Source organism: Mesorhizobium sp. M6A.T.Cr.TU.017.01.1.1, assembly GCF_004023115.1.
Classification (GTDB): Bacteria; Pseudomonadota; Alphaproteobacteria; order Rhizobiales; family Rhizobiaceae; genus Mesorhizobium; species Mesorhizobium mediterraneum.
This window is the reverse complement of the sequence record NZ_RZTA01000001.1, coordinates 113,442-137,923: the sequence shown is the minus strand read 5'-3', so window position 1 is coordinate 137,923 and position 24,482 is coordinate 113,442. Positions and strand designations below refer to the sequence as shown.

Here is a 24,482-nt window from a genome sequence, read left to right as displayed (position 1 = left end):
CCCCCTGTGGGAGAAGGTGGATCGGCGCGCCAGCGCCGAGCCGGATGAGGGGTGCTGCACGGAATGAGGCATTGGCAATCCGTCCGCTTTCACTTCACTTCCCGAAGCAAAGGCAGGCGTAGCGATCCGTCCAACACCCCTCATCCGACCGAGCTTCGCTCGGCCACCTTCTCCCACAAGGGGAGAAGGGGAAGCCACCACTCAAGCCCGCCTGGATCTCTCCAGCGGAACCTCGCGCTCGCTAAGCATCCGCGCCTCGGCGCGGCGTCGCTCCTGCTCGTCGATGAACGCCGCCTGGATCACGACCGTGGCGCCCGGCAGCCCGTCCGCGCGGCAGGCCGAGCAGCGAAGCCGCCCCGAAAGGGACGCCAGCGCCGTCTGCCCAGTCACCCCGAAGCGCCTCAGCTCAGCCGGCTTCCACCATCTGCTGCGGCCGCAATCGATACATTCGACCGCAATCGAGACCACCTCGGCGATCGTCGCTTCCTTGCCCGGCAATGCCATCGCCCCTAGTGCCTCCGTTCCTGTTTTGTTCACAACATTATGGGTTTTACCCAAAGAGTCGAGTCGGTTCCGCTCAAACCCATGCAAAAGTTTCACTTGTGCCTATTTTTGAGTTATGCTTGTATCTCATACCGACGAATAGTACCGCCGCGGACGATACGGATGGGGCAGCAGGACCCGGACATCCGTCCGGCCGCCGAAAGCCAAGGAAACCAGGATGGACGCCCTCTCCGCTCAATTCGCCCGCGATTGCGGCTATACCGGCGACAGCCCGGCCATGCTGGCGGCCTTCGCGGCCATCCGCCTCGACGGCATAGGCAAGGCTCGCCTGGGCCATGACCAGCGCAAGGCGATGGTCGACCGGCTGAAGCACGGCGAGGCCTTGTTCCTGGCGGCGATGCGCCCGGCGCAGTCGGCCGAGGAGGCGCTCGAGGACGCCGCCCGCTTCATCGCCTGTTATCGCAACATGCCGCGCTGGCGCCAGGAAAGACGCGGCGCCGATCTCGCCCGCGCCAAGCAGCAGCGGCTCCTGGCGCGCTTCTTCCGCCGCTACGGCCATCGCCTCTGGGCACGGCAGGCGGCGTAAGCCGGAGGTTGCCGAGCCATCGGCTCGCCAATGCCTGGACGGCACTTGCCGTCGCCGACGCCGCGCCGTAAATCTCTCCTCGATGAGCGAGATTGAGTTCCGTCGCGCGCAAGCGCCCGATCTGCCGGCGATTGTCGCATTGCTAGCCGACGATGCGCTTGGCGCCGGCCGGGAAGACGCGTCGACGCCGCTCGCGCCGTCCTATGTAGATGCCTTCCGGGCAATCGGTGCCGATCCCAACCAGCTGCTGGTGGTGGCCGTCGAGGCCGGACAAGTCATCGGAACGCTGCAGCTCAGCTTCATTCCGGGCATTTCGAGGAAAGGCGCCTGGCGCGGCCAGATCGAAGGCGTTCGCGTCGCCCGGCGCCGACGGTCCGGCGGCGTCGGCAAGCAGATGATCGAATGGGCGATCGAAGCGTGCCGCTCGCGCAACTGCAGCTTCGTTCAGCTCACCACGGACAAGAGCCGACGGGAAGCGCACGCTTTCTACGAGCGCCTCGGCTTCACCGCCAGCCATCTTGGCTACAAGATGGCGTTGTAGGGCGCAGCACCCGTCATCGGGGCGATCGTTTGAAATCGGCGCCGCCCCTCATCCGCCTGCCGGCACCTTCTCCCCGTATAGTGACGGGGCGAAGGAGCTGTCCGCAACCTCGGCACTTTCCTGCAGCATTGGTGATTGGCGAAACCATCGACGAGGGCGTCCTTCTCCCCGTCCCTATACGGGGAGAAGTGCCCGGTAGGGCGATGAGGGGCAGCGCAAACCGAAGCGATTGCCCTCCACGCTCCTTGACAATCCGCCCTGTTTGTTCTCTTTATGTTCCATACGAAACCACCTCAAGACAATGCGGCGTTCGAACCGCCGCGGGCGAACGGGCCGGATGGAAGCCAACATCCTCCACGCGGATCTCGACGCCTTCTATGCCTCGGTCGAACAGTTGCTTGACCCGGCCCTGCGCGGCAAGCCGATCGCCGTCGGCGGCGGCGTTGTGCTGGCCGCGTCGTATGAGGCCAAGGCCTTCGGCGTGCGTGGCGGCATGCCGGGGCGGCGCGCGCGCGAACTCTGCCCCGGGCTGATCTTTGTCGGCGGCCATTTCAAGGATTACCAGCGGCTGGGCGATGCGGCTATTCAAGTGCTCGGCGATTTCACGCCTGTGGTCGAGCGGATTTCCATCGACGAGGCCTTTGCCGACGTCACCGGCTGCACCCATTTGTTCGGCCCGCCGGCCGAGATCGCCACAACGATCCGCCGCCGCGTGCGGGCCGAGCTCGGCCTGCCGATCTCGGTCGGCGTGGCACGCACCAAACATCTGGCCAAGATCGCCTCGCAAGTGGCCAAGCCCGACGGGCTGGTGGTGGTCGATCCGCGCCACGAGCTGGAGTTCCTGCACGATCTGCCGGTCGAGCTGATGTGGGGCGTCGGTCCGGTCACCAGGGAGCGGCTGGCCGGCATCGGCGTCAACACCATCGGCGAGCTGGCAAAGACGCCCGGCTGGTCGCTGGAGCGCCTGCTCGGCCCGGCGGCGGGCGAAAAGCTCAACGCGCTGGCCTGGAATCGCGATCCGCGCAAGCTCGAGACGCAGCGCCGGGCGCGATCGGCCGGCGCGCAGTCGGCGCTCGGCAGAAAACCGGCCGAGGCAGAAATCTTCGTGCCCGCGTTGCTGCACCTGGCCGACAGGGTCGCCACCAGGCTGCGGGCAAAATCGCGGCCCGGCCGCACGGTAACGGTCCGCGTCCGCTTCGCCGATCGGCGCTCGGTGACGCGCTCGATCACGCTCGACCAGCCGATTTCGGCAACCGCCATGCTGGCCGAGATCGCCGAGGCGCTGGTGCGCAAGGTGCTTGTCGATCATCCGCACGAAAAGACCATCTCGCTGTTGGCGATCGCCGTCTCGCATCTGGAGAAGCAACCGGGCCTGCAGCTGGAACTGCCGCTCGACCTCGACGACGACCGCCTCCGCCCCGGCACCAGGAAGGGTGCGGCACGCTGGACCGCCGACCGCGCCATCGACAAGATCCGCGACCGCTTCGGCTGGGAGGCGGTCGGCTATGCCTCGGTCGCGCTCGGACTGTCGCGATCGGTTCCCGACGCGTTTCGCGAGCTGGCCGAAAAGGAATTGTGAGGCGGCTTGAAGAGGCTAGCCCAGCCGAGCCAACGGCGACACCGCAGGTCCATTCAAAGCCGTGCCGTCGATAGCGAAATGCGAACCATGGCAAGGGCAGTCCCAGCAGCGCTCGAGGGAGTTCCAGTGGACATGGCAGCCGACATGCGTGCATGCGGCCGAGCGCTTGTAGAGCGTGCCGTCGTCATCGCGAAACGCGGCGATTTTGCTGAGCCCTTCGCGAACGATGGCACCTTCTCCCGGTCGCAGCTTGTCGGCGGAATCAATTTCGCCAGGCGCGACATACTCGGCAAAACTCTTGATCGCAGTCGCATTCTCCGCCAGGTAATCGCCGATCGCGCCTGCCGTCTTGCGAGACGGCTCGTAAAGTTCGCGCCAGGGGCTTTCCCCCTTCAGAATCAGGTCGGAGATCAACAGGCCGGCGACGACGCCATGGGTGATGCCCTGGCCGGAATCCCCAGTCGCCACAAAGACACGCTGGTTGCCAGGATTGCGGCCGATGAACCCCGCATAATCGACGGTCTCCATCACCTGCCCGGACCACCGGTTCGTTTCCACGCCGATATCGGGCACCAGCCTTCTAGTCCAGGCTATCAGGGCCGCGAAGCGGTCGCCGGCATCGTCGGCCTGCCCTGTTTTGTGGTCTTCACCTCCGACGATCAGGAAGTCGGTACGGCCTTCGCCAGGCTGAAGCCGAACGTAGTGATAAGGGTCCTCAGTATCCCAATACAGCGCATCCGGTAGGGTATCGCGCGCGATCTCGAACGACATCGCGTAGGTCCGATAGGGCGCCTGCTTGGTATGGAGGGCGACCCGGTCGTTGATCGGCGAGTTGGTGGCGACAACGGCCGATTTGGCAGACACGGTTAAGCCCGAAACCGTGGATACGCGCACGCCGCCGTCAGTCTCTTCGACGTTTTCCACAATGGTATCGGCATAAAGCGCGCTGCCGCGCGCGCGGATGCCTGCGGCCAGCCCGCAGAGATATTTGAGCGGGTGGAAGGTCGCCTGATTCGCGTATCGAAGGGCCTGCGTATCCGAAAAGCCCGCAAACGGCACGCCCCTGATCTTCTCGACGTCGACCCCGATTTTCAGAGCGGCGTCCAGCTCGCGCTCGATATCGGATTCTCGGCCGCCGGAAGCCGGAAAGAGAAAGCCGTAGAGGCGTCGGAAATCGCACGCGATACTCTCCGTCTCCTGGATTGATTGGATGCGGTCGATAGCGGCCGATTGGCTTTGATAAAAAATCCGCGCCAGGTCCTCACCGCGCAATTTGATCAGTTCCGAAAAATAGTCGTCGCAGACGGATGACAGGTGCGCAGTGGTGCGAGCCGTCATGCCACTGCCAATCCGGCCGCGATCGACGACAGCTACCTTTTGCCCGGCGGCGGCCAGTTCGTACGCGACCGACAGGCCGGCAATTCCAGACCCGACGACGACGACATCGACCTGTTCGCTCTGCCCGAGCGGGACCGCATCGGGCGCTACTTCGGTCGCCGCCCAGAGGGCTACGGTCCTTTCGTCGCTCACATTCATCGGCGGAACCTCCCATCCATGACATTCGGTAAACGGGCGCGAGGATTCAAAGTTCCTCCGCAGCTTTGAATGCCGGCATAATGCTCAGTTTCGTCAGACCGCAGATGGAAAGCTCGCTCCACCACCTCTGCGGGGTTGAACCTTGCACGTGCCGGATGGGCCGGTCGCCGCGAATCGGGATAGGCGGGGCAGTGCTCCCAACCTGGCCTAGTGGTAGCTATGCGGTTCGGCCGGGTGGTGCGACGCACTTTGCATCAGAAGCGATTGGTCGTCGCTTCCTTCATTCGATGCGGCGCTGGTCGTCAGACCAAAAGCGTTGCGCTGCCCCAGGCGATCAGGGCGATGCCGGCCACCCGGCCGACCCACTGGCCGGCAGGAAACACCTTTTCGACCAGCACCAGAATGGCGAGTGCGGCAACCCACACCAGGTTCATTACGCCACCCACGAACAACAACGCCATCAGCATCCAGCAGCATCCGACACAGAACGCCCCGTGCAGGGCGCCCAAACGCAGCGCGCCAAGTGCGTGGGGACGCCAGTGTCGGGAAAGGAACGCCGTCGGCGTCCGGCAATGCGACAGGCAGGCGTTCTTGAGCGGCGAGAGCTGATACAGGCCCGCGGCGATCAGGACGATGCCCGAAAGCCAGCGGCTCTGCGAACTCATCATCGCTGCTGAAACGAATGCCTCGCGTTCGAGCAGCCAATGCAACGCGGCTGCCGCGACGGAGAACCCCAGCCAGACCAGGAGGTAGCCTGCCATGAATACGCCGGTGGGCGCGAGCTTGTCCTGGATCTGACCCTGTGCGAGCGCATGGCGATGCACGCGCGCATAGAGCAGGATGGTCGGCGCCGCGCTCGGTGACATCATGGCAACCATCATGACCCACCACATGGCGATCATCAGCGCCCAAGTCGCGGCCCCCCAGACCCGCGGTTCCGCCGCCGTGGCCATCGCGCTCATGTCCATGCCGGGCATGTCCATGCCAGACATATCGGAGGCCACGTCGGCGGTGTGCTGGTGGGGGAATAGCGCGAGCCTCGACATCTCCCACGCATTCATGCCGAGCCCTGCACCGGCGGCGATATAAAGCCAGGCCAGCAGGCACAGCGCCACCACGCCCGCAATCGTGATGACGCGGTCGCGTCTGAGCAGGCGTTCCAGTGGCGACGCGCCGTTCATGCGAGGCGTCAGGCTCGCACCACCCCGTGGTTGTTGAGATGCAGCCGCGCGAACTGGCCGTAACTGTCCTTAGTGCTCACCTGAACCGGCCCGCTGGTTGTGCTCGAGGCACTGCCGATCTCGGCGACCGCATATTCGAAGCCGTTCGGCAACACGATCTGAGCGCGCGAGTCCGCGCCCGTCACCTTGTTGCGGATCGGTTCGCCGACGGTTTCGATATAATCCTTGACGAAGATGCGGCCCCTGCGACCGTCGATATCGAGGTCGAGATCGATCTTGGTGAAAACCGGCTCATTCATTTTTGTCACGGTTGAGGCGTAGACGGCGAACATCGTCGCGAACGGGTCGGTGTCCTGGCCGGTCATGATGCGCAGCAGCGCGTTACGCTGCCGGTCGGTTGCGCTCTCGTCGACGAAAGCGATGGCTTCGCCATTGCCTTCGTGGATGGCGCCAGGCCATTTGAAGATCGCAGCGATCCGGAGGCCGTCGAGAGCGGTCTCGCCATGATGGCCTTCATCGATCTGGATGCCCGCCACCGCATGGCAATGGCCCTTATCGGGCAGCGCATTGAATTGACAGTTGCAGCCATATTCGCAGGTGCAATTGACGAGTTCACGTCCCTTGATTTCCCAAGACATCATGCTGTCCTCCCTCATCTCGAAATATTAGACCATCATCATACACCTGCGCCGGCCGCGCCGCCATCCTGTCGCGCCAAGAGTGATCGCGACAAGAGACGGCAGGCCAACGCGGTTTCTTGCCAAATTTGGGGTGAACATCCGTCCTGGAGATGGCGCGGCCGGTATCGGAACGGCAGCAATTGGCTCGGAACGGGCCTTTCCGACCGCACCCGCGAAGGTCCGGAAATGACCCGGAAGCGGGCGTTCGGTTGCGATCCGAGCAGCAACGATTTTGGCAGGAAATCGGTCTCGAATGCTGCAATCATCATCATGTCCCGTCCAGGTTGTGGACACGTCCTTCTCAAAGGCGCACTCTTAGCGTGCGAAACGCGAGCTAGTGTTTCGTCCAATGCTTCACATGCTTGACTTGCGTCGGTGATTGTCTGACCTGTCCGGATACTTCCGGGTGGGCAGACCTCACATTGTGTCGCCTATCCGTGATCAGGCTACGGCCTAAGGCACGTTGCAGCCCGTTCCGGATCAACTGGGAGGTAAACAACATGCCTGATTTTCAGCGCAGAGAACTTCTTGTTCAAGGAAGCGCGGCTCTTGCCGCAATTGCCGCTCTCTATACCTCGCGTCGGGCTTACGCTTTTCCAACACGGCCGAGCGAGGAAGTTATCCCGTGGCTGGATCAGCCGACCGAAAATCCCGATCCGGTAGGTATCCAGAAGCAGCTTGTCTGGGAGGATTTGAATAGCTGGATAACTCCAAACGACAAGTTCTTCAGCATCTCGCATTTCAACCGACCAACGATCGACGAGAAGACATGGTCGATGGAGATCGGCGGCCTGGTCAAGAAGCCCTTGAAATTGACACTCGCCGACATCAGGGCGCGGCCGCGGCAGGAGGTCGTTTTCACCGTGGAATGCTCGGGCAATCACGGGTTTCCCTTTTTCACCGGCGGCATCGGCAATGCCCGCTGGGCAGGGACGCCGCTCGCCCCGATCCTCGAGGAAGCCGGCGTTCTGGAGAAGGGCATCGAGGTCGTCTTTTTCGGCACTGACACAGGCGAGGTCGCGATACGCGACGTCAAGATGCAGCAGAACTTCGCTCGCAGCATGTCGCTCGCCGACGCGATGAACCCCGACAATCTCCTCTGCTATGAAATGAACGGAGCCGCCTTGCCGGCGCCCAACGGCTTCCCGGTGCGGCTCATCGCTCCAGGCTGGTACGGGATCGCCAACGTCAAGTGGCTGAAGCGCATCGAGGTCCGCGATACGCGGTTCATGAGCCTTCTGATGGCCCGTGACTATGTCACCATCCGGGAGGAAGACCACAACGGCGAGACCGTATGGGTCGAGACTTCGGTCGGGCGAGCGCTGATAAAGTCCGCGCCTGCGAAGGTCACCCGGAAAGACTCAGATTACTCCATCATTGGAGCAGCCTGGGGGGCGCCGATCGACCGGGTGGAAGTGCAAATCGATCAAGGGCCTTGGGCACCAGCGACCATCGACCATAGTGAGGAGGCCGAGCACGCCTGGAAGATCTGGTCCCTGGCTTGGGCAAATCCCGCCCCTGGAGAACACACGGTGACCTCGCGCGCGGTCAGCACCACGGGACAAATTCAACCGGCAATGGACGATCCCTTGATTGCCAAGAAACACACATATTGGGAAAGCAATGGCCAGGTGACGCGCCGCGTGCGTGTCGACTAATACCTTGCCGCCATGTGGCAATTGCGTTTGGATCTGCCTGATCCGAAGGGCTGGCGCGCCCCTTCGCAAGCTCAATCAAAAGGGCTGTGGTGTGGCGGGCACACCGCCGGGCGACTTTGACCACGGCTTCGATTCCCTTCTTCTTCGAGACCAATTACGACGCGCCTCTGCTGCCGAGCTGCAGCGGCGAAAACCGGCGGCCAAATATCCGCCGCCGGAGAATACGTTGCCGGACGCCTGGCCGAAATCTGCGCGCACACCACCACGCCCTGAGACTGCGCGGGGCGCGGTGGCTGGCGAGGGAGCATTGAAGCCGATGCTCTACGTCGCCCCGTTGCCGGCCCACTTGATCGGATATCGCCATCGCGTTCGCCAGTCTCCAAGGCTGGATTAAAAAACGCTGCCGGTGGAGCTGCCAATCTCCCTCCTTGTTGGGGGAGATGTCCGGCAGGACAGAGAGGGGCGCCGTCCCGCAGCCTTCGCAACAAAAAAATTCCGATTTTCGAACTGACCGAAAAGGAACCGAAGGGAATTATGAGCCGGCTTGGCCGGGCGGTGCAATGCCGAAGCCCACTTTGCGCCAGAAGCGGACCTTGCCAGCGACGCCGGGAAGGTCAAGTCACGGCCCCAAAAGAGGCGCTGGCGAAGGAGCCATCCCTGCATTGGTCGACAAGGTGAGCGCTGTAGAAGGCGACGATCCGGGTGCGGGCGCGAAGCCTGCTACCCGGGCTTGTGACAAAGTCGATCGAGCACGTCGCGAAGCGCAGTCGCGGCTTCCTCTCGCTCCCCAGCAGACATCAACTCGGGTTCAGCTTCTAGTCTGAGATGCGGCAGCTCGGTTCGAACGGCGCTGCCGGCGGCGACCAGATTGGCCTTCAGATCGAGGACGCGATAGGTGGCGACGGGATAGGCGATGCCCCTGACCTGGACGTGTCCTAGTTCCACGCAGTCGATCGTGTCCTTCACCTGCGCAAACGTCTCATAGGAAATGAGCACGGCACCCGGTGGCGCCTCCTGCTCGAGGCGTGAGGCGAGATTCACGGCGCCGCCGATGATCGTGTAGTCCATCCGGTCTTCGCTGCCAAAGTTGCCGACGGTGCAGTAGTCGGTATGGATGCCGATGCGGCAGCGCAGCGGCGTTTCGATGCCGATGTCACGCCAGATTTCGGCAAGGTCGGTCATCCGCTTCTGCATGGCGAGGGCCATCTCGACGCAGGCGAGCGCGTCCTCCTTGACACCGCGAGTCTCCGGATCGCCGAAAAACATCAAGATCGCGTCACCGACATACTTATCGATTGTCGCGCCGTGATCCGAAGCAATTTTCGACATTTCCGTCAGATAGTGGTTGAGGAGCTGGGTGAGGTCCTCCGACTCCATCTTGTCGGTGGTCTCGGTAAAGCCGGCGATATCCGAGAAGCATATTGTCAGCTTCTTCCGCTGGCTGGCGATCCTGACATCCTGACGGCCGGTGAATATCGAGTTGTACACTTGCGGCGCCAGATACTTGGCCAGCTTGGCTGAGAGCGCCTCGAGCGCAGCGGATTTCTCGGCGAGGTTCTCCTCGCGTTTTTTCAGCTCCGTGATGTCCGAGTAGACGGCGACCGTGCCGCCGCCCGTGATGCGCCGCTCGCCTATCATGATCCATCGTCCATCGGCGCGCCGCTGCACCCAGGGCTCGCCAGGGTTGCGGTGCCGGGAGAGCCGCTCGGCGACCCATTCCTCGAACCGCCCCTCGGCATCCTTGATGTAGCCGCGCTCGGCGGATCGGCGGATGATCTGCTCGAACGTCGTGCCGGGCGCCAGTTCGATCGCAAGGTCGCTGTAGAGCAGCTCGCGATAGCGGCTGTTGCTGAGGACAAGCCGGTCCTCCCCGTCGTAGAGAGCGAACCCTTCGGAGATGCTCTCGATGGCATCGACGAGCCGCTGGCGCGCCTCGGCGACCTCGCGCAGGTTCTTTTCCTCGATCTCGACCGCGGTGTCCCGGAACAGCCTGAGCGCGTCGGCCATACGCCCGATTTCGTCGCGGCCGGCGGCAGGCAGCGGCGCACGAAGATTGCCGCCGGCGATCGCGAGCATGCCCTGGCTCACGCTTCCCAGACGGGCAAGGAGGCTGCGGTCGACATAGAGCCAGACAATCAGAACCGAGCTCAGGAGGCTGAGAAAGGCGGAGCCGAGGACAACTCCGGTGCCGTAGCGCTGGACGAGCGCGGCCTCGAGACCGGACGCTGTGATCTCGCTGTCTGCCGCTGAGACAAGGCGATCGACGGCAGCGGTGAGACTGCGCGACAGCTTGCTATTCTCGGCCAGAAGCTTTTCGCCATCGGCCAGGACAGCAAACTCGTCCTCCCGCGCCTTCGGGATGCTGTTCTCACCATCGACAAGTGCCTTCAACTCGTCCACCCGCTGCCGGAAGCGGACCCGCAGCCTCTCGTCGATCTCGGTAGAAATCGTGTCGAGAACGGCGAGCGACCGGCGCAGCGGGAACAGGATCAACGTCAGATCGCCCGGTGTCGGCGCGTCTGCCGTCTTGACCAGCGCGTCATTGACAGCCGAGATCTCCTGATGCGCCTTCTGCTGCGGGAGGTAGGCCGCAATCGCCTGGACCACGTCGGCCGCCGTCGCCGCGCCTGGATCCGCGGCGCGCGACGTGTCGGCCGTGACCGCCTGCCATTGCGGGAGCTTGGAGTTCAGAACAAGGATGCCGGGCGCCACAAGACGCTGACCTGCATTTGTGGTGGCGGACAAGCGGCGCAACAGGTCCTCCTTGCGCGCGACCACGCTGAGGCGGGCGGCGACAAGATCGTCGAGAGCGTCGAGATTGCGCCTGAGACCAAGCACTGCCGCCTCGATCTCGGCCACGGCCGCGACGTCGAGCGCCGCACCTTTGAGCGCAGCAAGCAGCTCCTCGAGGCGCGTCATCTCTGCCCCGATCGCAGCCGAGACCTCGTTGTGCCGAGCCTCGCTGGTCGAGGTAAGTATGGCGGGCGCAGTGGCGGCGACCCGCTCGGCCTGGCGCGACAGCTGGAGGGACGCCAGCGCCGACGGCACCCGATCCCTGGTGATGCTGTCGACGACCTCTCCCACCTGGAGGAAGGCGTAAAGAGCGGCCGCCGTGGCGAACACCGCGAAGGTGCTGATACCGAAAAAGGCCAGCAACAGGCGGCCACGTATGCCGAGGCGTTCAACCATCACAGCGACGCATTGATCTGAACGATCGCGCTAACTTGCCCTGCATCAGATGCCTCGACCAGCGCGCCGGCGATTGGCGGATTCTTATTCTGCCGGCACGTACGCTCCACTCCGCCAGACGTACCAAACCCAGCTCTGGGTCGTAAGATCGCCCTTGTCGTCAAAGTCGATACGGCCCAACACAGTCTCGAATTGATTGTTCCGCAGCGACGCAACCACGGCCTGGGGCTCCAGCGAGCCCGCCTTCTCGACCGCCCGCGCCCATACCTGGACGGCGCCATAGCTCAGCAGGGTATAGCCTTCGGGCTCGAAGTTCTCGGAGCGGAACTGCTCGACGACGAGCGCCGCTTCTGGATTTCGACGCGGGTCGGGGACAAAGGTGAAGAGCGTGCCCTCGGCCGCGGGGCCGGCGATGAGGCCGAACTCCTCGGTCGACATGGCATCGCCCGAGACGAGTTGAAGTGCGTATCCGCGATCATGTGCCGCGCGGAGCATGAGGGCGGCTGCGTCATAACGGCCGCCGAGGTACAACACCGCAATATCTGTTGCCTCGAGAGCAGCGATTTCAGACGAATAGTCGGTCTTCCCGGGGTCGTAGGCTTCATAGATCGCTTCGGTCACGCCCCGCTGGTTCAACTGCTTTCTTGTCTCATCGGCAAGACCCTTCCCATAGGTCGTACGGTCGTGAAGTATTGCGATCTTCTTGTCGGCCCAATGATCGGCCAGGTAGTTGCCGGCCACGGTGCCCTGCGCGTCGTCGCGGCCAATGACTCGAAACACATTGGCACGGCCCTGCTCGGTCAGCATCGGGTTGGTGGACGACGGCGAAATCTGCAAGATTCCCGCAGCCTCATAGACCTTCGATGCCGGGATCGACGACTCGGAGCACATGTGCCCGACGACGAACACGACGCCGTCAGCCACCAGCTTTTGGGCGGCCGCCATAGCTTGCTCGGGATCGCAGAAGTCGTCGACTGTGATGAGCCGCACCTGCTGCCCGAGTACGCCGCCCGCTTCATTGACTTCGGCCACGGCCATTTCGGCACCGCGCTCCATCTGCCCGCCGACCCAGGCGAGCTGCCCCGTGACCGGGCCCGCCGCCCCGATCAGGACCTCGGCCCCCGCGGGGAGGCTGAACGCGGCTGCAAGCGCGACGATAGCTACGGTGATGATGCGGTGGGTGGATGCACCCCCAAACCGCCGCTTACGCCAATCCGGTCGGCGCGACAGCCCTTTCCGCAGGCGCAGCGTCCTTGGGAGCCGCGATCCCGCCAGCGGCAGACGCAAGAGGCAGCCGCGTATACGGAGGCGCTCAAATATCGCGCCGATGCTTGATCCGAACGATCGTGCTAACCCGGTCTGCATCATTTGTTTCAGCGTGCGCCGGACCCTTACTCGACCGGCACGTACTCTCCACTCCGCCAGACGTACCATACCCAGCTTTGGGTCGTGAGATCGCCCTTGTCGTCAAAGTCGATACGGCCCAACACCGTGTCGAATTGATTGTTGTGCAGCGACGCAATCACGGCCTTCGGCTCCAGCGAGCCTGCCTTCTCGACCGCCTGCGCCCAGGTCTGGGCGGCGCCGTAGCTGTGCAGCGTCCAGGAATCGGGTTCGAAGTTCTCGGCGCGGAACCGCTCAACGACATCAGCCGCTTCCGGATTTCGACGCGGGTCGGGGACAAAGGTGAAGAGCGTGCCCTCGGCGGCAGGGCCGGCAATGAGCGCAAACGCCTCGGTCGCCGTATCGTCACCCGAGATCACCTGAACCGGGTAGCCCCGGTCGCGCGCCGCGCGGACCATGAGCGCGGCCTCGGTATGGTACCCGCCCACATAGAGCACCGCGATATCCGCCGCCTGCAGCGCGACGATCTCAGCGGAGTAGTCGTCTTTCCCGGGAACGTAGGCCTGGTAGATCGCTTCGGTCACGCCCCGCCTGTTCAATTGCTTCCGGGTCTCGTCGGCGAGGCCTTTCCCGTAGGTCGTGTTGTCGTGGAGGATCGCGATCTTCCTGTCGCCCCATTGATCAGCCAGGAAGTCGCCGGCCTCGAGGCCCTGCGCATCGTCGCGACTACAGACGCGGAAGACGGTGGCGCGGCCGTGCTCGGTCAGCATCGGGTTGGTCGAGGATGGCGATATCTGCACAACGCGCGCCGCCTCGTAGACCTTCGAGGCCGGGATCGAGGCTCCGGAGCAGTAGTGCCCGACCACAAATACCACGCCGTCGGCGACCAGCTTCTGGGCTGCCGCTACCGCCTGCTCGGGATCGCAGAAGTCGTCGACCGTGATGAGCCGCAACTGCTGGCCGAGCACCCCACCCGTCGCATTGATGTCGGCCACGGCCGCCTCGGCGCCGCGTTTCAATTGTGTGCCGGTCCACTCGAGCTTTCCCGTCATCGGGCCGGCGACACCGATCAACACCTCCGCCCCCGCAGGGCAGATGAACAACGCCGCGAGCGCGGCGACAGCAATGGTGACCGCGTGGTGCATGACTGCACCCCCAAACTTTAGCTTACGCTAATCCAGCCGGCGCCGACAGTCCTTTCCGCAAGCGCGGATACCTCGGCTGGTTCTGCGGCGCATCCGGCTCTTTTCTGAACGAGCGACCAGGGACCAGGATCGCCATGTGGCCTTGTGCGGTACCTGATGACTGGCTGAAGCGCTGGATTGCTGAGCTCTCAACAAAATCGGTGACTGAGCGGTAGTTCCGGCCTCTCGCGACGAGCCGAATTGCCCCGTTTGCAGACCTTCCGGTCTGACCTATGGAGGTCGCCAACGGGTCACAAGCAGAACAGCAGCCCCCTACGGCTCGTCCCTCTCATCGCGCAAATTAGACACAACGCGGCGGTTCTGCGACCTGCAGGCGGTGTCGGGGCAGTCGCGGACGAGCCTGTCCTTACCGTAGCCCTTGGCCCACATACGGTTGCGGTCTATGCCGCCGGCGGCGAGGTAGTCCATCACCGCATCGGCGCGCTGCTGCGACAGCGCCGTTTCACTTGCGCCGGGATCGTCGGCGAAACCCTGCAGCTTGAGCAGCCAGCGCGGATGCTTTGCTAACCAGGCGATCTGGGTGTCGAGGGTGGCCTTGGCGACAGAATCGAGCGCAGCCGAACCTTGCGTGAAATAGGTGCGGCGGCCGACATTGAGGATAAAATCCTCCTCGCTGCCCGGCTGCACGTTCTGGAAGCCGGCAACCTCGGTGTTGGTGATGTCGGGCGTGGAAGGGGCCAGCGTGTTGCTGGTCGAGCAGGATGCGGCCAGCACCAGCAGGCCGGCGGCGAGCAGCCGGCGCGTGTTTTCAATCATGCGGTTCATGAGGCGCCAATCATTCGACAGTGGTGGAAGCGGGCGCCTGGTCGGCGATGTGCGGCAGGACCTGCACCGCGGTGCCGATCGGGCAGCGCTGGTAAAGGTCGATGATGTCTTCCGGGAACATGCGGATGCAGCCGCTGGAAGCGTCGGTGCCGATGCTCCATGGCTCCAGCGTGCCATGCAGGCGGTAGCCGGTGTCGGCGCCGTTGCGGTGCAGATAGAGCGCGCGCGGCCCGAGCGGATTGTTGGACGCGCCGCCTGCGACCATGTGCGGTAGGTCCGGCTTGCGCTTACGCATTTCGGGGGGTGGGACCCATTGCGGCCACAGCGCGCGGCGGTCGATCGTCGCGCGGCCGTACCATTTGAAGCCGTCCTTGCCGACGCCGACGCCGTAGCGGATGGCGGTCTTGTTTTCCATGATGACGTAGAGGAAATGGTGGCGGGTATCGACCACGACGGTGCCGACCGGCTCACTGCTGAAATACTTGACGATCTGGCGATGCCATCTCTTGTCGATCTTGGCGAAGTTGGTCTTGCGATAGACAAAATTGTTGTCGCTGGCGGTACCGGCGAAAAAGGATTTTGCCGCCGCGGCTTGAGCAATATTGCTGGTTGCACCCACCGCGACCAGCGCCAGGCCGCCGAGCACGACACCCCTGCGTGATAAAACCATCGGCAATATCCCCCCATGCCAAAAGCCTGGCGGACCATAGTTGAGAATTACTTCGCCTCAAAGTGGAAAATGCTGCGTTGCTTCAGTCTGCCGTGCCGGAAGCGGAACGTCCGCTTTCGGGATGATGGGGCTGGAAAGCCGACCTTTTCATCCAGGGTAGTGCCGACCGCATTGCGCCAGAAGCAGCGGGATGGGTCGGACGCGCGTCAGTGGCCCTGCGGCAGGAGAGCTGGGGCGTCGCGCGAGCCATAGTCTCAAGAGGCGTGATCTGTGGTATCATAGGCCGGTAAGACCGGAGGCGCCGGTCCTGCCTGCCTCTGGCCTGCGGCTTGCGAGTCGTGAATCTTTACTGAGGCTCAACATGGAGCGGAAGCTCGCTGCCATCCTTGCCATCGATGTTGTCGGGTACTCGGCGCTCATGGAGGCGGATGAAGCGGGCACCTTCGACCGGCTGAAACGTGGCCGCAAAGAGCTGTTCGAGCCGGAAATCGCGACGCGACACGGGCGAATCTTCAAGCTGATGGGAGACGGCCTGCTGGCGGAGTTCGGCAGCGTGGTGGATGCGGTCGAATGCGCGGTCACGCTTCAGCGCGGCATGGCGGAGCGTAACGCGAGCGTCGCCGAAGACCAGCGCTTCGAAGTCCGGATCGGAATCAACCTTGGAGAAGTGATCGTCGAAGGGGACGATCGCTATGGCGAGGGCGTGAACGTGGCGTCGCGTCTCCAACAACTCGCCGAGCCCGGTGGCATCTGCGTTTCGGAGAAGGTGTCCAAGGAGGTCAGGCAGAAGCTGGCGTTTGCGTTCGAGCCCATGGGCGAGCAGCGGGTGAAGAATATAGCCGAGCCGATATACTGCTATCGCGTGAACCTGCACGTTCCGAGAGCCGCTCCGGTCGGCCGACTGGCATCGCTCGAATTGCCCGACAAGCCCTCGATCGCGGTCTTGCCTTTCACCAACATGAGCAACGATCCGGAGCAGGAAACCTTTGTCGACGGCTTGACCGAAGACCTGATCACCGACCTGTCTCGCTCAGCCGGCCTCTTCGTCATCGCGCGCAACTCAACCTTTGCTTACAAGGGGCGGTCGGTCGATGTGCGTTTGACCGCGCGTGATCTTGGGGTGCGCTATGTGGTTGAAGGCAGCGCCCGGCGCGCCGCGGCGCGCGTGCGCATCAATGCGCAGCTGATCGACGCGATCGGCGGCGATCATATCTGGGCCGAGCGCTACGACAGCAGCCTCGAGGACATCTTTGCAGTGCAGGACGAGGTCACGGCCAAGATCGTCGAAGCCCTTGTCGGCCGATTGGCCGGACAGCCGGCGCGTAAACGGCCGACGAGTCTCGAAGCCTATGATCTTTGCGTGCGAGCCCGCGGCGTCAGTTTTCAGACCGGGTTAGGCGCGCGGGAAGCGCGCATGCTCCTGGAAAAGGCGATCGGACTCGATCCCGACTATGCCGAGGCACATAGCTTGCTGGCCCTCAATCTTTGGCTCGGCTGGCTGTTCTGGAACGAGCCGAAGCAAACCAACCAGCCTCGCGCGCTGGCGGAAGCGCAGCGGGCTGTGGCGCTCGACCCTAACGATGCGGGAAACCGCTGGGGGCTGGGCATCATACTTGGTCACGAACGGCGCTTCCCGGAATCGGATGCCGAGTTCGAGGCGACCTTCAAGCTCGATCCCAATCATGCCGATGCCTGGGCGATGCGCTCGGATCTCATCACCCTAAGGGGCGACGCGGTCAAGGGCATCGAATTCGTGACGCGGGCGTTGCGGCTCAATCCGCACCCTCCAGGGTGGTACTATTGGATGGCGGGCCAAGCCTATTATGCGCTCGGCGACTATCAATCTGCGGTCGATGCCTTACGCAAGCCGGAAACCTACCGCACCACGTCGCGGCGCATCCTAGCGGCAGCCCTCGCGCAGCTCGGGCGCTTTGACGAAGCCCGTCAAGAGGCGGAATTCTTCCTGCTGAGCGATCCCTATTTCAGCATCAGGCACTGGGCAACATCGCAGCCATTCGACGACGAAGAAGTGCTCCAGCGCTTCGTCGAAGGTTACCGCAAGGCTGGCCTTCCCGACTAAGGAGCGCATCGCTTTGGATCGCCGACTTGCTCTCGTCAGGACATACGCTCGTCTTTTGGCTGTGAGGGCAATGCCCGTGGGTTCCATCGATCAATGTCCGTTGATGGCGCGCGAGTACGACGTTGGTGATGGATCCTGCAATGTCCGTTTCGAAAAGCCGGAAAAGCAGTTTTTGTGACCGACTTGGGGCGCAGAGCTGCCGTTCAGAATCTGAAATGTGAACATCGCCTTCGAGTCATGGCCTGCCGTTGGGCGGCCGCGAAGGAAAGAGTAGTGAAAGGTTCAGACGTTGTGATGAGGCGACCCGTCACAGGGTCGCCGTTGAGTTCCGCCCTGCACTCTTATGCGACTTTTCGAGCACAGACCGAGAACATCTGGCCGTTTTTCGGGTCCACCCGACCCTGAAGTCGCGCTGCCGAGCGTCCCGCATACGCGGACCTTGCCGCCAACCTCGGCCTGTCGGGGTGGCATCACCGTTGCCTTCGCGTGGACAACGTCGACGAGGCGTTGCCGAGTTGAAACGCCGTATCGTGACATTTGTGCATGTGTTCCGGCGATCAGCAGCCGCATCGCGTTCTTCTCCGATCCTTGGGGCCATCTTCGAACGGATGCAGCCAACAATTGGTCAATCTCAAAAGGGTCCTTTCCGCCTATCGCACGGAGGGTAGACGCCCACACAGTTCGGAGGCACGAACAAATTTCGGCGTATGGACCTGTCTTCCGGAACCAAGAAAAACTATCGTTTAAATCAATTGAAGCTGACATTGTTTTTCGATCGGTCGATTCCTTATTCTTGATCCTCGGATGGCTGTCGATCATGGCGCAGCCTTCCCCGGGAGGTCAGGATGAGGCATGATTTCGAGACGCACCGCAGTCAGGCGATGAGCATTTTCCGCGCTTGGGGCATGCCTGCGGAGAAGGCGGAGAAATCGGCGGACGTGCTGGCCTGGGCCGATCTCCATGGCCTCGAAAGCCACGGCATCGCGCTGTTGGTCGAATACAACGAACGACGGCAGACGCGGCCGATCAACTTTCAGTCGAAGCCCGCAATCGTGCGGGAGACGGCGGTCAGCGCCCTGCTCGACGGGGACGGCGGCCTCGGCCACGATCCCGCCATACGAGCGATGGAAACCGCGATCGCCAAGGCAAGGGCAGCCGGCGTCGGCGTGGTGTCGGTCCGCAATTCCGGTCATTTCGGCGCGCTGGGCTACTTCACCACCAAGGCCACCGATCACGATCTGATTGGCATCGCCGCCACCAGCGTATTCGGCATTCGGGTTCCGCCGACCGGCGGCGCGGCGGCGCGCTTCGGCACCGACCCGTGGTCCTTCGCCGCCCCCGCCGAGCCCGGCCGGCCCTTCGTGCTCGACATGGCCACGACGACGGTGGCGTCCGGCAAGGTCCGGAACAAGATCGTCGAAGGCCAACTCATGCCGTCGGGCTGGGGCATGGACGGGAAGGGCGTGCCGACGCTCGACCCGAAAGCGGTGATGGAGGGAGGCTTCCTGTCGCCGCTGGGCGGCGCGGCGGAGAGCGCCGGCTACAAGGGTTACGGGCTGGCTGCGATGGTCAATATCCTCGCCTCGTGCCTGTCCGGCTCCACACTGATCACCGATCCCAACCATTCGAAACAGCCATGGGGCCTCGATGTCGGTCACTTCTTCATGGCCATCAACCCCGCCTTGTTCCGTCCGATTGCAGACTTCCGCGCCGACGTTGCCCGCTTCTGCGACGATCTGCGCGCAACACCCCCCGTGGACCCGCTAAAACCTGTCCAGGTGGCCGGCGACCCGGAGCGCAAGGTCCGCGCCGAGCGTGAGAAGACAGGCATTCCCATCGGGCCCGGCCTGCATCGCCGTCTCCATCGGATAGCCCAGGAATCCGGCGCCGACTGGGTGCTTGCGCCTGCTTCTGTCGACAGTTTACAGTTGGCTGGCGACAGTGAACCGAGGGCGAAGACGTGACATTTGCAGCAAGACCGATCGAACGATCCGAAAGCCTGAGCGCTCGCGTCTACAGCGAAATAGAACGGATGATCCTCACGGGGGACATACAGCCCGGCAGCAGGATCAACGAGGCGGTGCTTGCCGGGCAGATGGCCGTGAGCCGAGCGCCGGTGCGCGAAGCGACGCGGGCACTTGTCGAGGCGGGCCTTCTCATCGCTATTCCGGCGCGCGGCGTCTTCGTCCGTGAAATGTCCCACCGCGAGATTGCCGAAAACTACGACGTGCGCTCGTTGCTCACCGGGCTGATGTGCGCGCGGGCAGCGGAACGGCGTACCGAAGCCGAAGCGGCAAAGCTCAAGCGCCTGATAGCCGACATGGATACGGCGATCGCCGCCGGCCGGATCGTGCGCTACTACGAGATCAACCTTGCGTTCCACGAACTGATCGGCCGTATCGCCGATCATTCCTGTGCGCGCCGCGTCTACAACGACCTGATCCGGGAAACCCATGTCCTGCGGCGCTCGCTATCATCGCCGGAGCAGACCAATCTGGAGCATCGCAGCATCGCCGAAGCGATCGAGCGCGGCGACGTCGAGCTCGCTCGGCAGCGTGGGCTCGAGCACGTCCTCAACGGCAAGGCACGCTGGAAGGCATCCATCGAAAATGCGGCGGCCGCCGTGGCCGCCATATGACCCATTTGTCCCAAGGAGATCTCACTTGAAAATTGCAAACATCACCGCCAGCCTGCATCGCCACGAGATCGATTTGCCTGGCATCGGCGAATCCATCGAATCTCGCATGTTCGTCTTTGTCGAGGTCGAGACCGACACGGGCCTCAAGGGGCTCGGCTGCACCGGCCAGTTCCTGCCTTGGTCGACCATGCCCTGCATCGAGGATCATATATTTCCGTTGATCAAGGGCATGGATGTCTTCCACACCGAGGCTATCCACTCCAAAGTATGGAAGCAGCTCAACAACCGCGCCTATACCGGTGTCATTTCCAACGCTCTCTCGGCGATCGACATCGCGCTGTGGGACCTCAAGGGCAAGATTGTCGGCAAGTCGGTCTCGGAGCTTCTGGGCGGCTATTCCCGCGAGGCCTACACCTATGCGACGTTTGGCTACCCGTTCTTCGACGAGCAGCAGATCGCCGACTACGCCAAGAAGTTTCTGGCCGACGGGCACACCATGCTGAAGATGGTCGTCGGCGGCGAGCCGACGCGTACCTGGAAGGACGACGTGCGTCGCGTCTATGCCGCACGCGAGGCAATCGGCCCCGACGTCGACCTCATGATCGACGCCAACTGCTACTTCAACCCGCATGACGCCTTCATGCTGGCGAAGGCCGTGGAAGACGCGAACCTGAAATGGTTCGAGGAACCGATCCAGCAGAACGACGCGCGTGCGCTTGCCGACCTGCGCAGCCGCGTCAAGATTCCAATCGCCGCCGGCCAGATGGAAGGCAACCGCTGGCGCTTCCGCGAACTCGTCGTCCACCACGCGGTGGACGTGCTGCAGCCGAACGTCCTCTACAATGGCGGCTACACCGAGGCGCTCAAAGTGGCGCACCTCGCCCAGGCCTTCAATCTGCCGATGGCCAATGGCGGCGGCTGGCCGATCTTCAACATGCACATTCTGGCGGGCGTAATGAATGGCGGCCCGGTCGAATTCCACTACGGCATGTGGATGACCGGAAAACATTTCTTCAACGGCACGCCCGACCCCGTGAACGGCAAGATGACAATCCCGGACGCGCCGGGCCTTGGCTTCACGCCGAATTACGAAGCGCTGAAGGATGGCCGAGTCAAGGATCCCAAAGGTAGCCAGTTCACCGGTCGTGATGCGCACGGCTACCTGCTGCGTGAAACCATCGAAAAGAAGAACGCCTGACAATCGCAGCCCCGGGACCGCCAAAAATGGTTCGATCGGTTCCGGTGCTGTTCCAAGTTCTAACTGGGAGGAAATGACTATGACCTACGGACTCTCGAACTTCGTCAACCATGGCCGCGTTGTCGGCCTCGGTTTGCTCACAGCTGCGGCCATCGCGGTCAGCGCCGCGGCAGCGGAGTATCCGGACAAGGACATTAAAATGATAATCCCGTTCGGCGCCGGCGGCGGCAGCGATACGCTCGCCCGCACCATCGCCGGCGTGATCGAGGAGATGAAGCTGATCCCTGTGAAGATCCTGCCTGAGAACCGTACAGGCGGCTCGGGCGCGGTCGGCTACAGTGTAGTCGCCAAGGAAAAGGGTGATCCCTATCATCTGGCGACCGTCAGCGTCAGCTTTTTCACAACGCCACTCCTGGGTGGCTCGCCGGTGAGCTACAAGGACTTCACTCCACTCGCTGCGATCGCGCAGTCGCCCTACATCATGGTTGTTCCTACCTCTAGCGAATACCAGAAGCTTGACGACCTGAAGAAGACGCCGCGCTTCACCACCGGTACGACGGGCGTCGTCTCCGACGCGGCACTGCTGGCCAAGATGACGTCCAACGCGCTCGGCATCCAGATTGACTCAGTGCCGTTCGACGGTGAGGGCGAGGTGATGGCGGCGCTGCTCGGCGGACATGTAAACGTCGGCTTTCTCAACCCATCCGAGGCGATGGCGCAGATGAAGGCCGGCAAGCTGCGGCCACTCGCGATCACGTCGGCCGAGCGTTCGCCGGCCTTCCCCGACATCCCGACCTTCAAGGAACTCGGATATGGCGAGATTCTGCACACCCAGCTTCGCGGACTGGTCATGCCCGCGGACGTTCCGCCGGAAGTCGTAACCTACTGGGAGGGCATCCTGCAAAAGGTTGCGACCAGCGAGCAGTGGAAGAAGCAGTATATCGACCGCTTCCACGACATCCCGGACTATGTTGACGCGGAAGGCTTCAAGCAAGTGCTCGAGCGCACCAACGCGCGCTACGAGACGATGATGAAGGAACTCGGCATCATCAAATAGTGACGTTGCTCGGAGCCACCCGAAATGGTGGCTCCCATCCGTCGCGAGGAGGAAAGCGATGAGCGTTCAACGGCTCGACCTACTGGTCGCCGCACTGCTGATAATCTTCGGTCTCTGGCTGATCTACACAGGCATCGGTTATGGCCTGATGCAGGGCACCACGCCCGGGGCCGGTCTCTTCCCCATCATCATCGGTTCGTCGATCGCTTTGCTCAGCGCAATAAATCTATACCGGGCGCTTGGCGGGGTTGAGAAGCTTGGCCCGGGCATATCGGGCCGCGAGGCGGCAAAAGCCGGGGTCGTGATCGCGGCGCTGCTGATCGCCGTCTGGCTGACCCCGTATCTCGGCATGATGATCGCCACCATGCTGGCTATGGCGGCGATCGGCCTGGCTCTGCGGACCGAACCGGGCCCGGTTTTCTTTGTCAAGCTTGCGGCGGTGTCTGTGATCACGCCGATCATCCTTCTGCTGCTGTTCCAAAATCTCCTGGGCGTGCCGACCCCCAGGGGACTGCTCGGCTTCTAATCGGCCACCCAAGAGAGGTACCGCGATGGAAACGCTTGCGCTGTTGTGGGACGGAATTCTCGCCGCCACCGATCCGGCAATCTTCGCCTGCACCATACTGGGCGCTGTGGTCGGCTTGCTGATCGGTGCGCTCCCTGGCCTCGGACCGACCGCCGGCGTTGCGATCATGCTGCCGGTGGCGGCAGGCTTCGGCGGCGTCGCGGCAATCGCGTGCCTCGGTGGTGTCTACTATGGCTCGATGTTCGGCGGCGCCATCACGTCGATCCTGCTCGGCATTCCCGGCGACGCGCCTTCCGTGATGACGGTCATCGATGGCTATCCGATGGCCCAGAAAGGCGAGGCCGGGCGGGCGCTGGGGACGAGCGTCTTCGCCTCCTTCGTCGGGGGTCTTCTCGGCATAGCCGGGCTGGTGGCTCTTTCGGTTCCGGTATCGCGCTATGCACTCGCCTTTGGCCCGACCGAGATGACGGCGATGATGTGTTTTGCGCTTTCGCTGCTCAGCGTGTTGGGCGGCCGCAACGCCTTCAAGGGTTTCGTCGCGTTGGCGCTGGGCTTGTGGCTGGGCATGGTGGGACTCGATCCCATTTCCGCCTTGCCGCGCTATACCGGCGGGTCGATGAACCTGTTCGATGGGCTCGACTTCTCCATCGTCGCTGTCGGCCTGTTCGGGCTTACCGCGATCTTCACCTCCCTTGAGGCGAACGTGGACAAACCGGTTGCCAAATACACTTTCGCCTCGCTGTTGCCGAGGATGAGCGATGCCGTTCAGACACGCTGGCAACTGCTGCAAGGGTCGGTGCTCGGCTTCTTCGTGGGCGTCCTCCCCGGCGTCGGCGCCTCGGCAGCGACCATGCTCTCTTACGCACTCGCCAAGCGCCTGTCGCCGACGCCCGAAAAATATGGCACCGGCATCGTCGAGGGCGTGGCAGCGCCGGAGGCGGCCAACAATTCAGCGTCCTACGGCGCGATGATCCCGCTGTTCACGCTGGGCATCCCGGGCTCGGCGACCACGGCGGTGATGATGGGCGGGTTGATCATGATCGGCCTGCAGCCGGGCCCGCTGCTGTTCACCGAGAATCCGCAGTTTGTCTGGTCGGTGTTTGGCTCTTTCGCCATCGGCAACCTGGCACTTGTGTTCTTGACGCTGTTGCTGACTCCGCTGCTGGCGGCGGCGCTTTTCGTTCCGACAGCCTATCTCTATCCAATCGTCATTGCGATCGTCGTTTACGGTGTCTTCGCCATCGACAATTCGACGTTCAATGTGATGCTGACCATCTTGGCAGGCGGTGCCGGGATCATCCTTGCCAGGCTCGATTATCCAGCCGTGCCGCTGATCCTCGGCCTGGTGTTGGGACCGCTGCTGGAGCGCAACATCCGCCGCACGCTGATCCAATCGCAGGGCGACTTGCTCGTCTTCATCGAGCGGCCCATTGCCCTGGGGCTGTTCATCGCCACGGTTCTCGTGCTCTCGATCCCACTCTTCCTCAAGCTGACCGGGCGCAAGAAGATCGCCGCGGACGAGGCTGAGGTCTGACAGGACTGCGG

General features: G+C 63.0%; 20 protein-coding genes. 11 read left to right on the top strand and 9 right to left on the bottom strand.

The window, feature by feature from the left end:
* Positions 1-201: 201 nt before the first annotated feature.
* Positions 202-504 (bottom strand): hypothetical protein, encoded by a 303-nt coding sequence (locus tag EOB36_RS00665; RefSeq protein ID WP_128284051.1) that lies wholly within the window; start codon positions 502-504, stop codon positions 202-204.
* Between the two features lie 217 nt (positions 505-721).
* Here EOB36_RS00665 and EOB36_RS00660 point away from each other — a divergent pair, with 217 nt between their 5' ends.
* From EOB36_RS00660 to dinB, 3 genes are all read left to right on the top strand, one after another.
* On the top strand, positions 722-1,090 hold the full coding sequence (locus EOB36_RS00660; RefSeq protein ID WP_128284050.1) for a hypothetical protein: 369 nt from the start codon (positions 722-724) through the stop codon (positions 1,088-1,090).
* 82 nt (positions 1,091-1,172) lie between these two features.
* Positions 1,173-1,631: a GNAT family N-acetyltransferase gene (locus EOB36_RS00655; protein WP_128284049.1), complete on the top strand. Its 459-nt coding sequence runs from the start codon at positions 1,173-1,175 to the stop codon at positions 1,629-1,631.
* 337 nt (positions 1,632-1,968) lie between these two features.
* Positions 1,969-3,210 (top strand): DNA polymerase IV, encoded by a 1,242-nt coding sequence (gene dinB, locus EOB36_RS00645; protein ID WP_128284048.1) that lies wholly within the window; start codon positions 1,969-1,971, stop codon positions 3,208-3,210.
* A 15-nt stretch (positions 3,211-3,225) separates the two neighbouring features.
* Here dinB and EOB36_RS00640 read toward each other — a convergent pair whose 3' ends face one another.
* The 3 genes from EOB36_RS00640 to EOB36_RS00630 form a co-directional block, all read right to left on the bottom strand.
* Positions 3,226-4,746 carry an FAD-dependent oxidoreductase gene (locus tag EOB36_RS00640; RefSeq protein WP_095482808.1) on the bottom strand — a complete coding sequence of 507 codons (1,521 nt, stop codon included), beginning with the start codon at positions 4,744-4,746 and terminating at the stop codon, positions 3,226-3,228.
* Between the two features lie 302 nt (positions 4,747-5,048).
* Positions 5,049-5,927 carry a DUF2182 domain-containing protein gene (locus tag EOB36_RS00635; RefSeq protein ID WP_128284047.1) on the bottom strand — a complete coding sequence of 293 codons (879 nt, stop codon included), beginning with the start codon at positions 5,925-5,927 and terminating at the stop codon, positions 5,049-5,051.
* 8 nt (positions 5,928-5,935) lie between these two features.
* A complete protein-coding gene (locus tag EOB36_RS00630) occupies positions 5,936-6,568 on the bottom strand; it encodes a DUF1326 domain-containing protein (protein ID WP_128284046.1) in 633 nt (210 codons plus the stop codon).
* Positions 6,569-7,107: 539 nt separating this feature from the next.
* Between EOB36_RS00630 and EOB36_RS00625 the strand changes: the two genes are divergently transcribed.
* Positions 7,108-8,265, top strand: coding sequence for a sulfite oxidase (locus tag EOB36_RS00625; RefSeq protein WP_128284045.1), 1,158 nt, complete (start codon positions 7,108-7,110; stop codon positions 8,263-8,265).
* Positions 8,266-8,985: 720 nt separating this feature from the next.
* Here EOB36_RS00625 and EOB36_RS00620 read toward each other — a convergent pair.
* The 5 genes from EOB36_RS00620 to EOB36_RS00600 all read right to left on the bottom strand — a co-directional run bounded on the left by EOB36_RS00620 (position 8,986) and on the right by EOB36_RS00600 (position 15,438).
* On the bottom strand, positions 8,986-11,454 hold the full coding sequence (locus EOB36_RS00620; RefSeq protein WP_126105649.1) for an adenylate/guanylate cyclase domain-containing protein: 2,469 nt from the start codon (positions 11,452-11,454) through the stop codon (positions 8,986-8,988).
* An 84-nt stretch (positions 11,455-11,538) separates the two neighbouring features.
* Positions 11,539-12,822, bottom strand: a complete 1,284-nt coding sequence (locus EOB36_RS00615; protein WP_245467531.1) for a branched-chain amino acid ABC transporter substrate-binding protein — start codon at positions 12,820-12,822, stop codon at positions 11,539-11,541.
* 23 nt (positions 12,823-12,845) lie between these two features.
* A complete protein-coding gene (locus EOB36_RS00610; protein WP_095482817.1) occupies positions 12,846-13,943 on the bottom strand; it encodes a branched-chain amino acid ABC transporter substrate-binding protein in 1,098 nt (365 codons plus the stop codon).
* A 312-nt stretch (positions 13,944-14,255) separates the two neighbouring features.
* Positions 14,256-14,768 (bottom strand): OmpA family protein, encoded by a 513-nt coding sequence (locus EOB36_RS00605; protein ID WP_027155108.1) that lies wholly within the window; start codon positions 14,766-14,768, stop codon positions 14,256-14,258.
* A 10-nt stretch (positions 14,769-14,778) separates the two neighbouring features.
* Positions 14,779-15,438: a L,D-transpeptidase gene (locus tag EOB36_RS00600; RefSeq protein ID WP_077380658.1), complete on the bottom strand. Its 660-nt coding sequence runs from the start codon at positions 15,436-15,438 to the stop codon at positions 14,779-14,781.
* Between the two features lie 361 nt (positions 15,439-15,799).
* On the opposite strand from EOB36_RS00600, the gene EOB36_RS00595 reads away from it, so the two are divergent.
* The 7 genes from EOB36_RS00595 (at position 15,800) to EOB36_RS00565 (ending at position 24,471) form a co-directional block, all read left to right on the top strand.
* Positions 15,800-17,518, top strand: a complete 1,719-nt coding sequence (locus tag EOB36_RS00595; protein WP_126105648.1) for an adenylate/guanylate cyclase domain-containing protein — start codon at positions 15,800-15,802, stop codon at positions 17,516-17,518.
* A gap of 845 nt (positions 17,519-18,363) precedes the next feature.
* Positions 18,364-19,482, top strand: a complete 1,119-nt coding sequence (locus EOB36_RS00590) for an Ldh family oxidoreductase (protein WP_128284044.1) — start codon at positions 18,364-18,366, stop codon at positions 19,480-19,482.
* Positions 19,479-20,156 (top strand): GntR family transcriptional regulator, encoded by a 678-nt coding sequence (locus tag EOB36_RS00585; protein ID WP_095482822.1) that lies wholly within the window; start codon positions 19,479-19,481, stop codon positions 20,154-20,156. Before EOB36_RS00590 ends, EOB36_RS00585 begins: the two co-directional genes overlap by 4 nt.
* Before the next feature lie 25 nt (positions 20,157-20,181).
* Positions 20,182-21,354 carry a mandelate racemase/muconate lactonizing enzyme family protein gene (locus EOB36_RS00580; protein WP_095482823.1) on the top strand — a complete coding sequence of 391 codons (1,173 nt, stop codon included), beginning with the start codon at positions 20,182-20,184 and terminating at the stop codon, positions 21,352-21,354.
* A 79-nt stretch (positions 21,355-21,433) separates the two neighbouring features.
* Positions 21,434-22,411, top strand: a complete 978-nt coding sequence (locus EOB36_RS00575; RefSeq protein ID WP_095482824.1) for a tripartite tricarboxylate transporter substrate binding protein — start codon at positions 21,434-21,436, stop codon at positions 22,409-22,411.
* Between the two features lie 58 nt (positions 22,412-22,469).
* A complete protein-coding gene (locus EOB36_RS00570; protein WP_095482825.1) occupies positions 22,470-22,937 on the top strand; it encodes a tripartite tricarboxylate transporter TctB family protein in 468 nt (155 codons plus the stop codon).
* A 25-nt stretch (positions 22,938-22,962) separates the two neighbouring features.
* Positions 22,963-24,471, top strand: coding sequence for a tripartite tricarboxylate transporter permease (locus tag EOB36_RS00565; protein WP_095482826.1), 1,509 nt, complete (start codon positions 22,963-22,965; stop codon positions 24,469-24,471).
* Positions 24,472-24,482 lie beyond the last annotated feature (11 nt).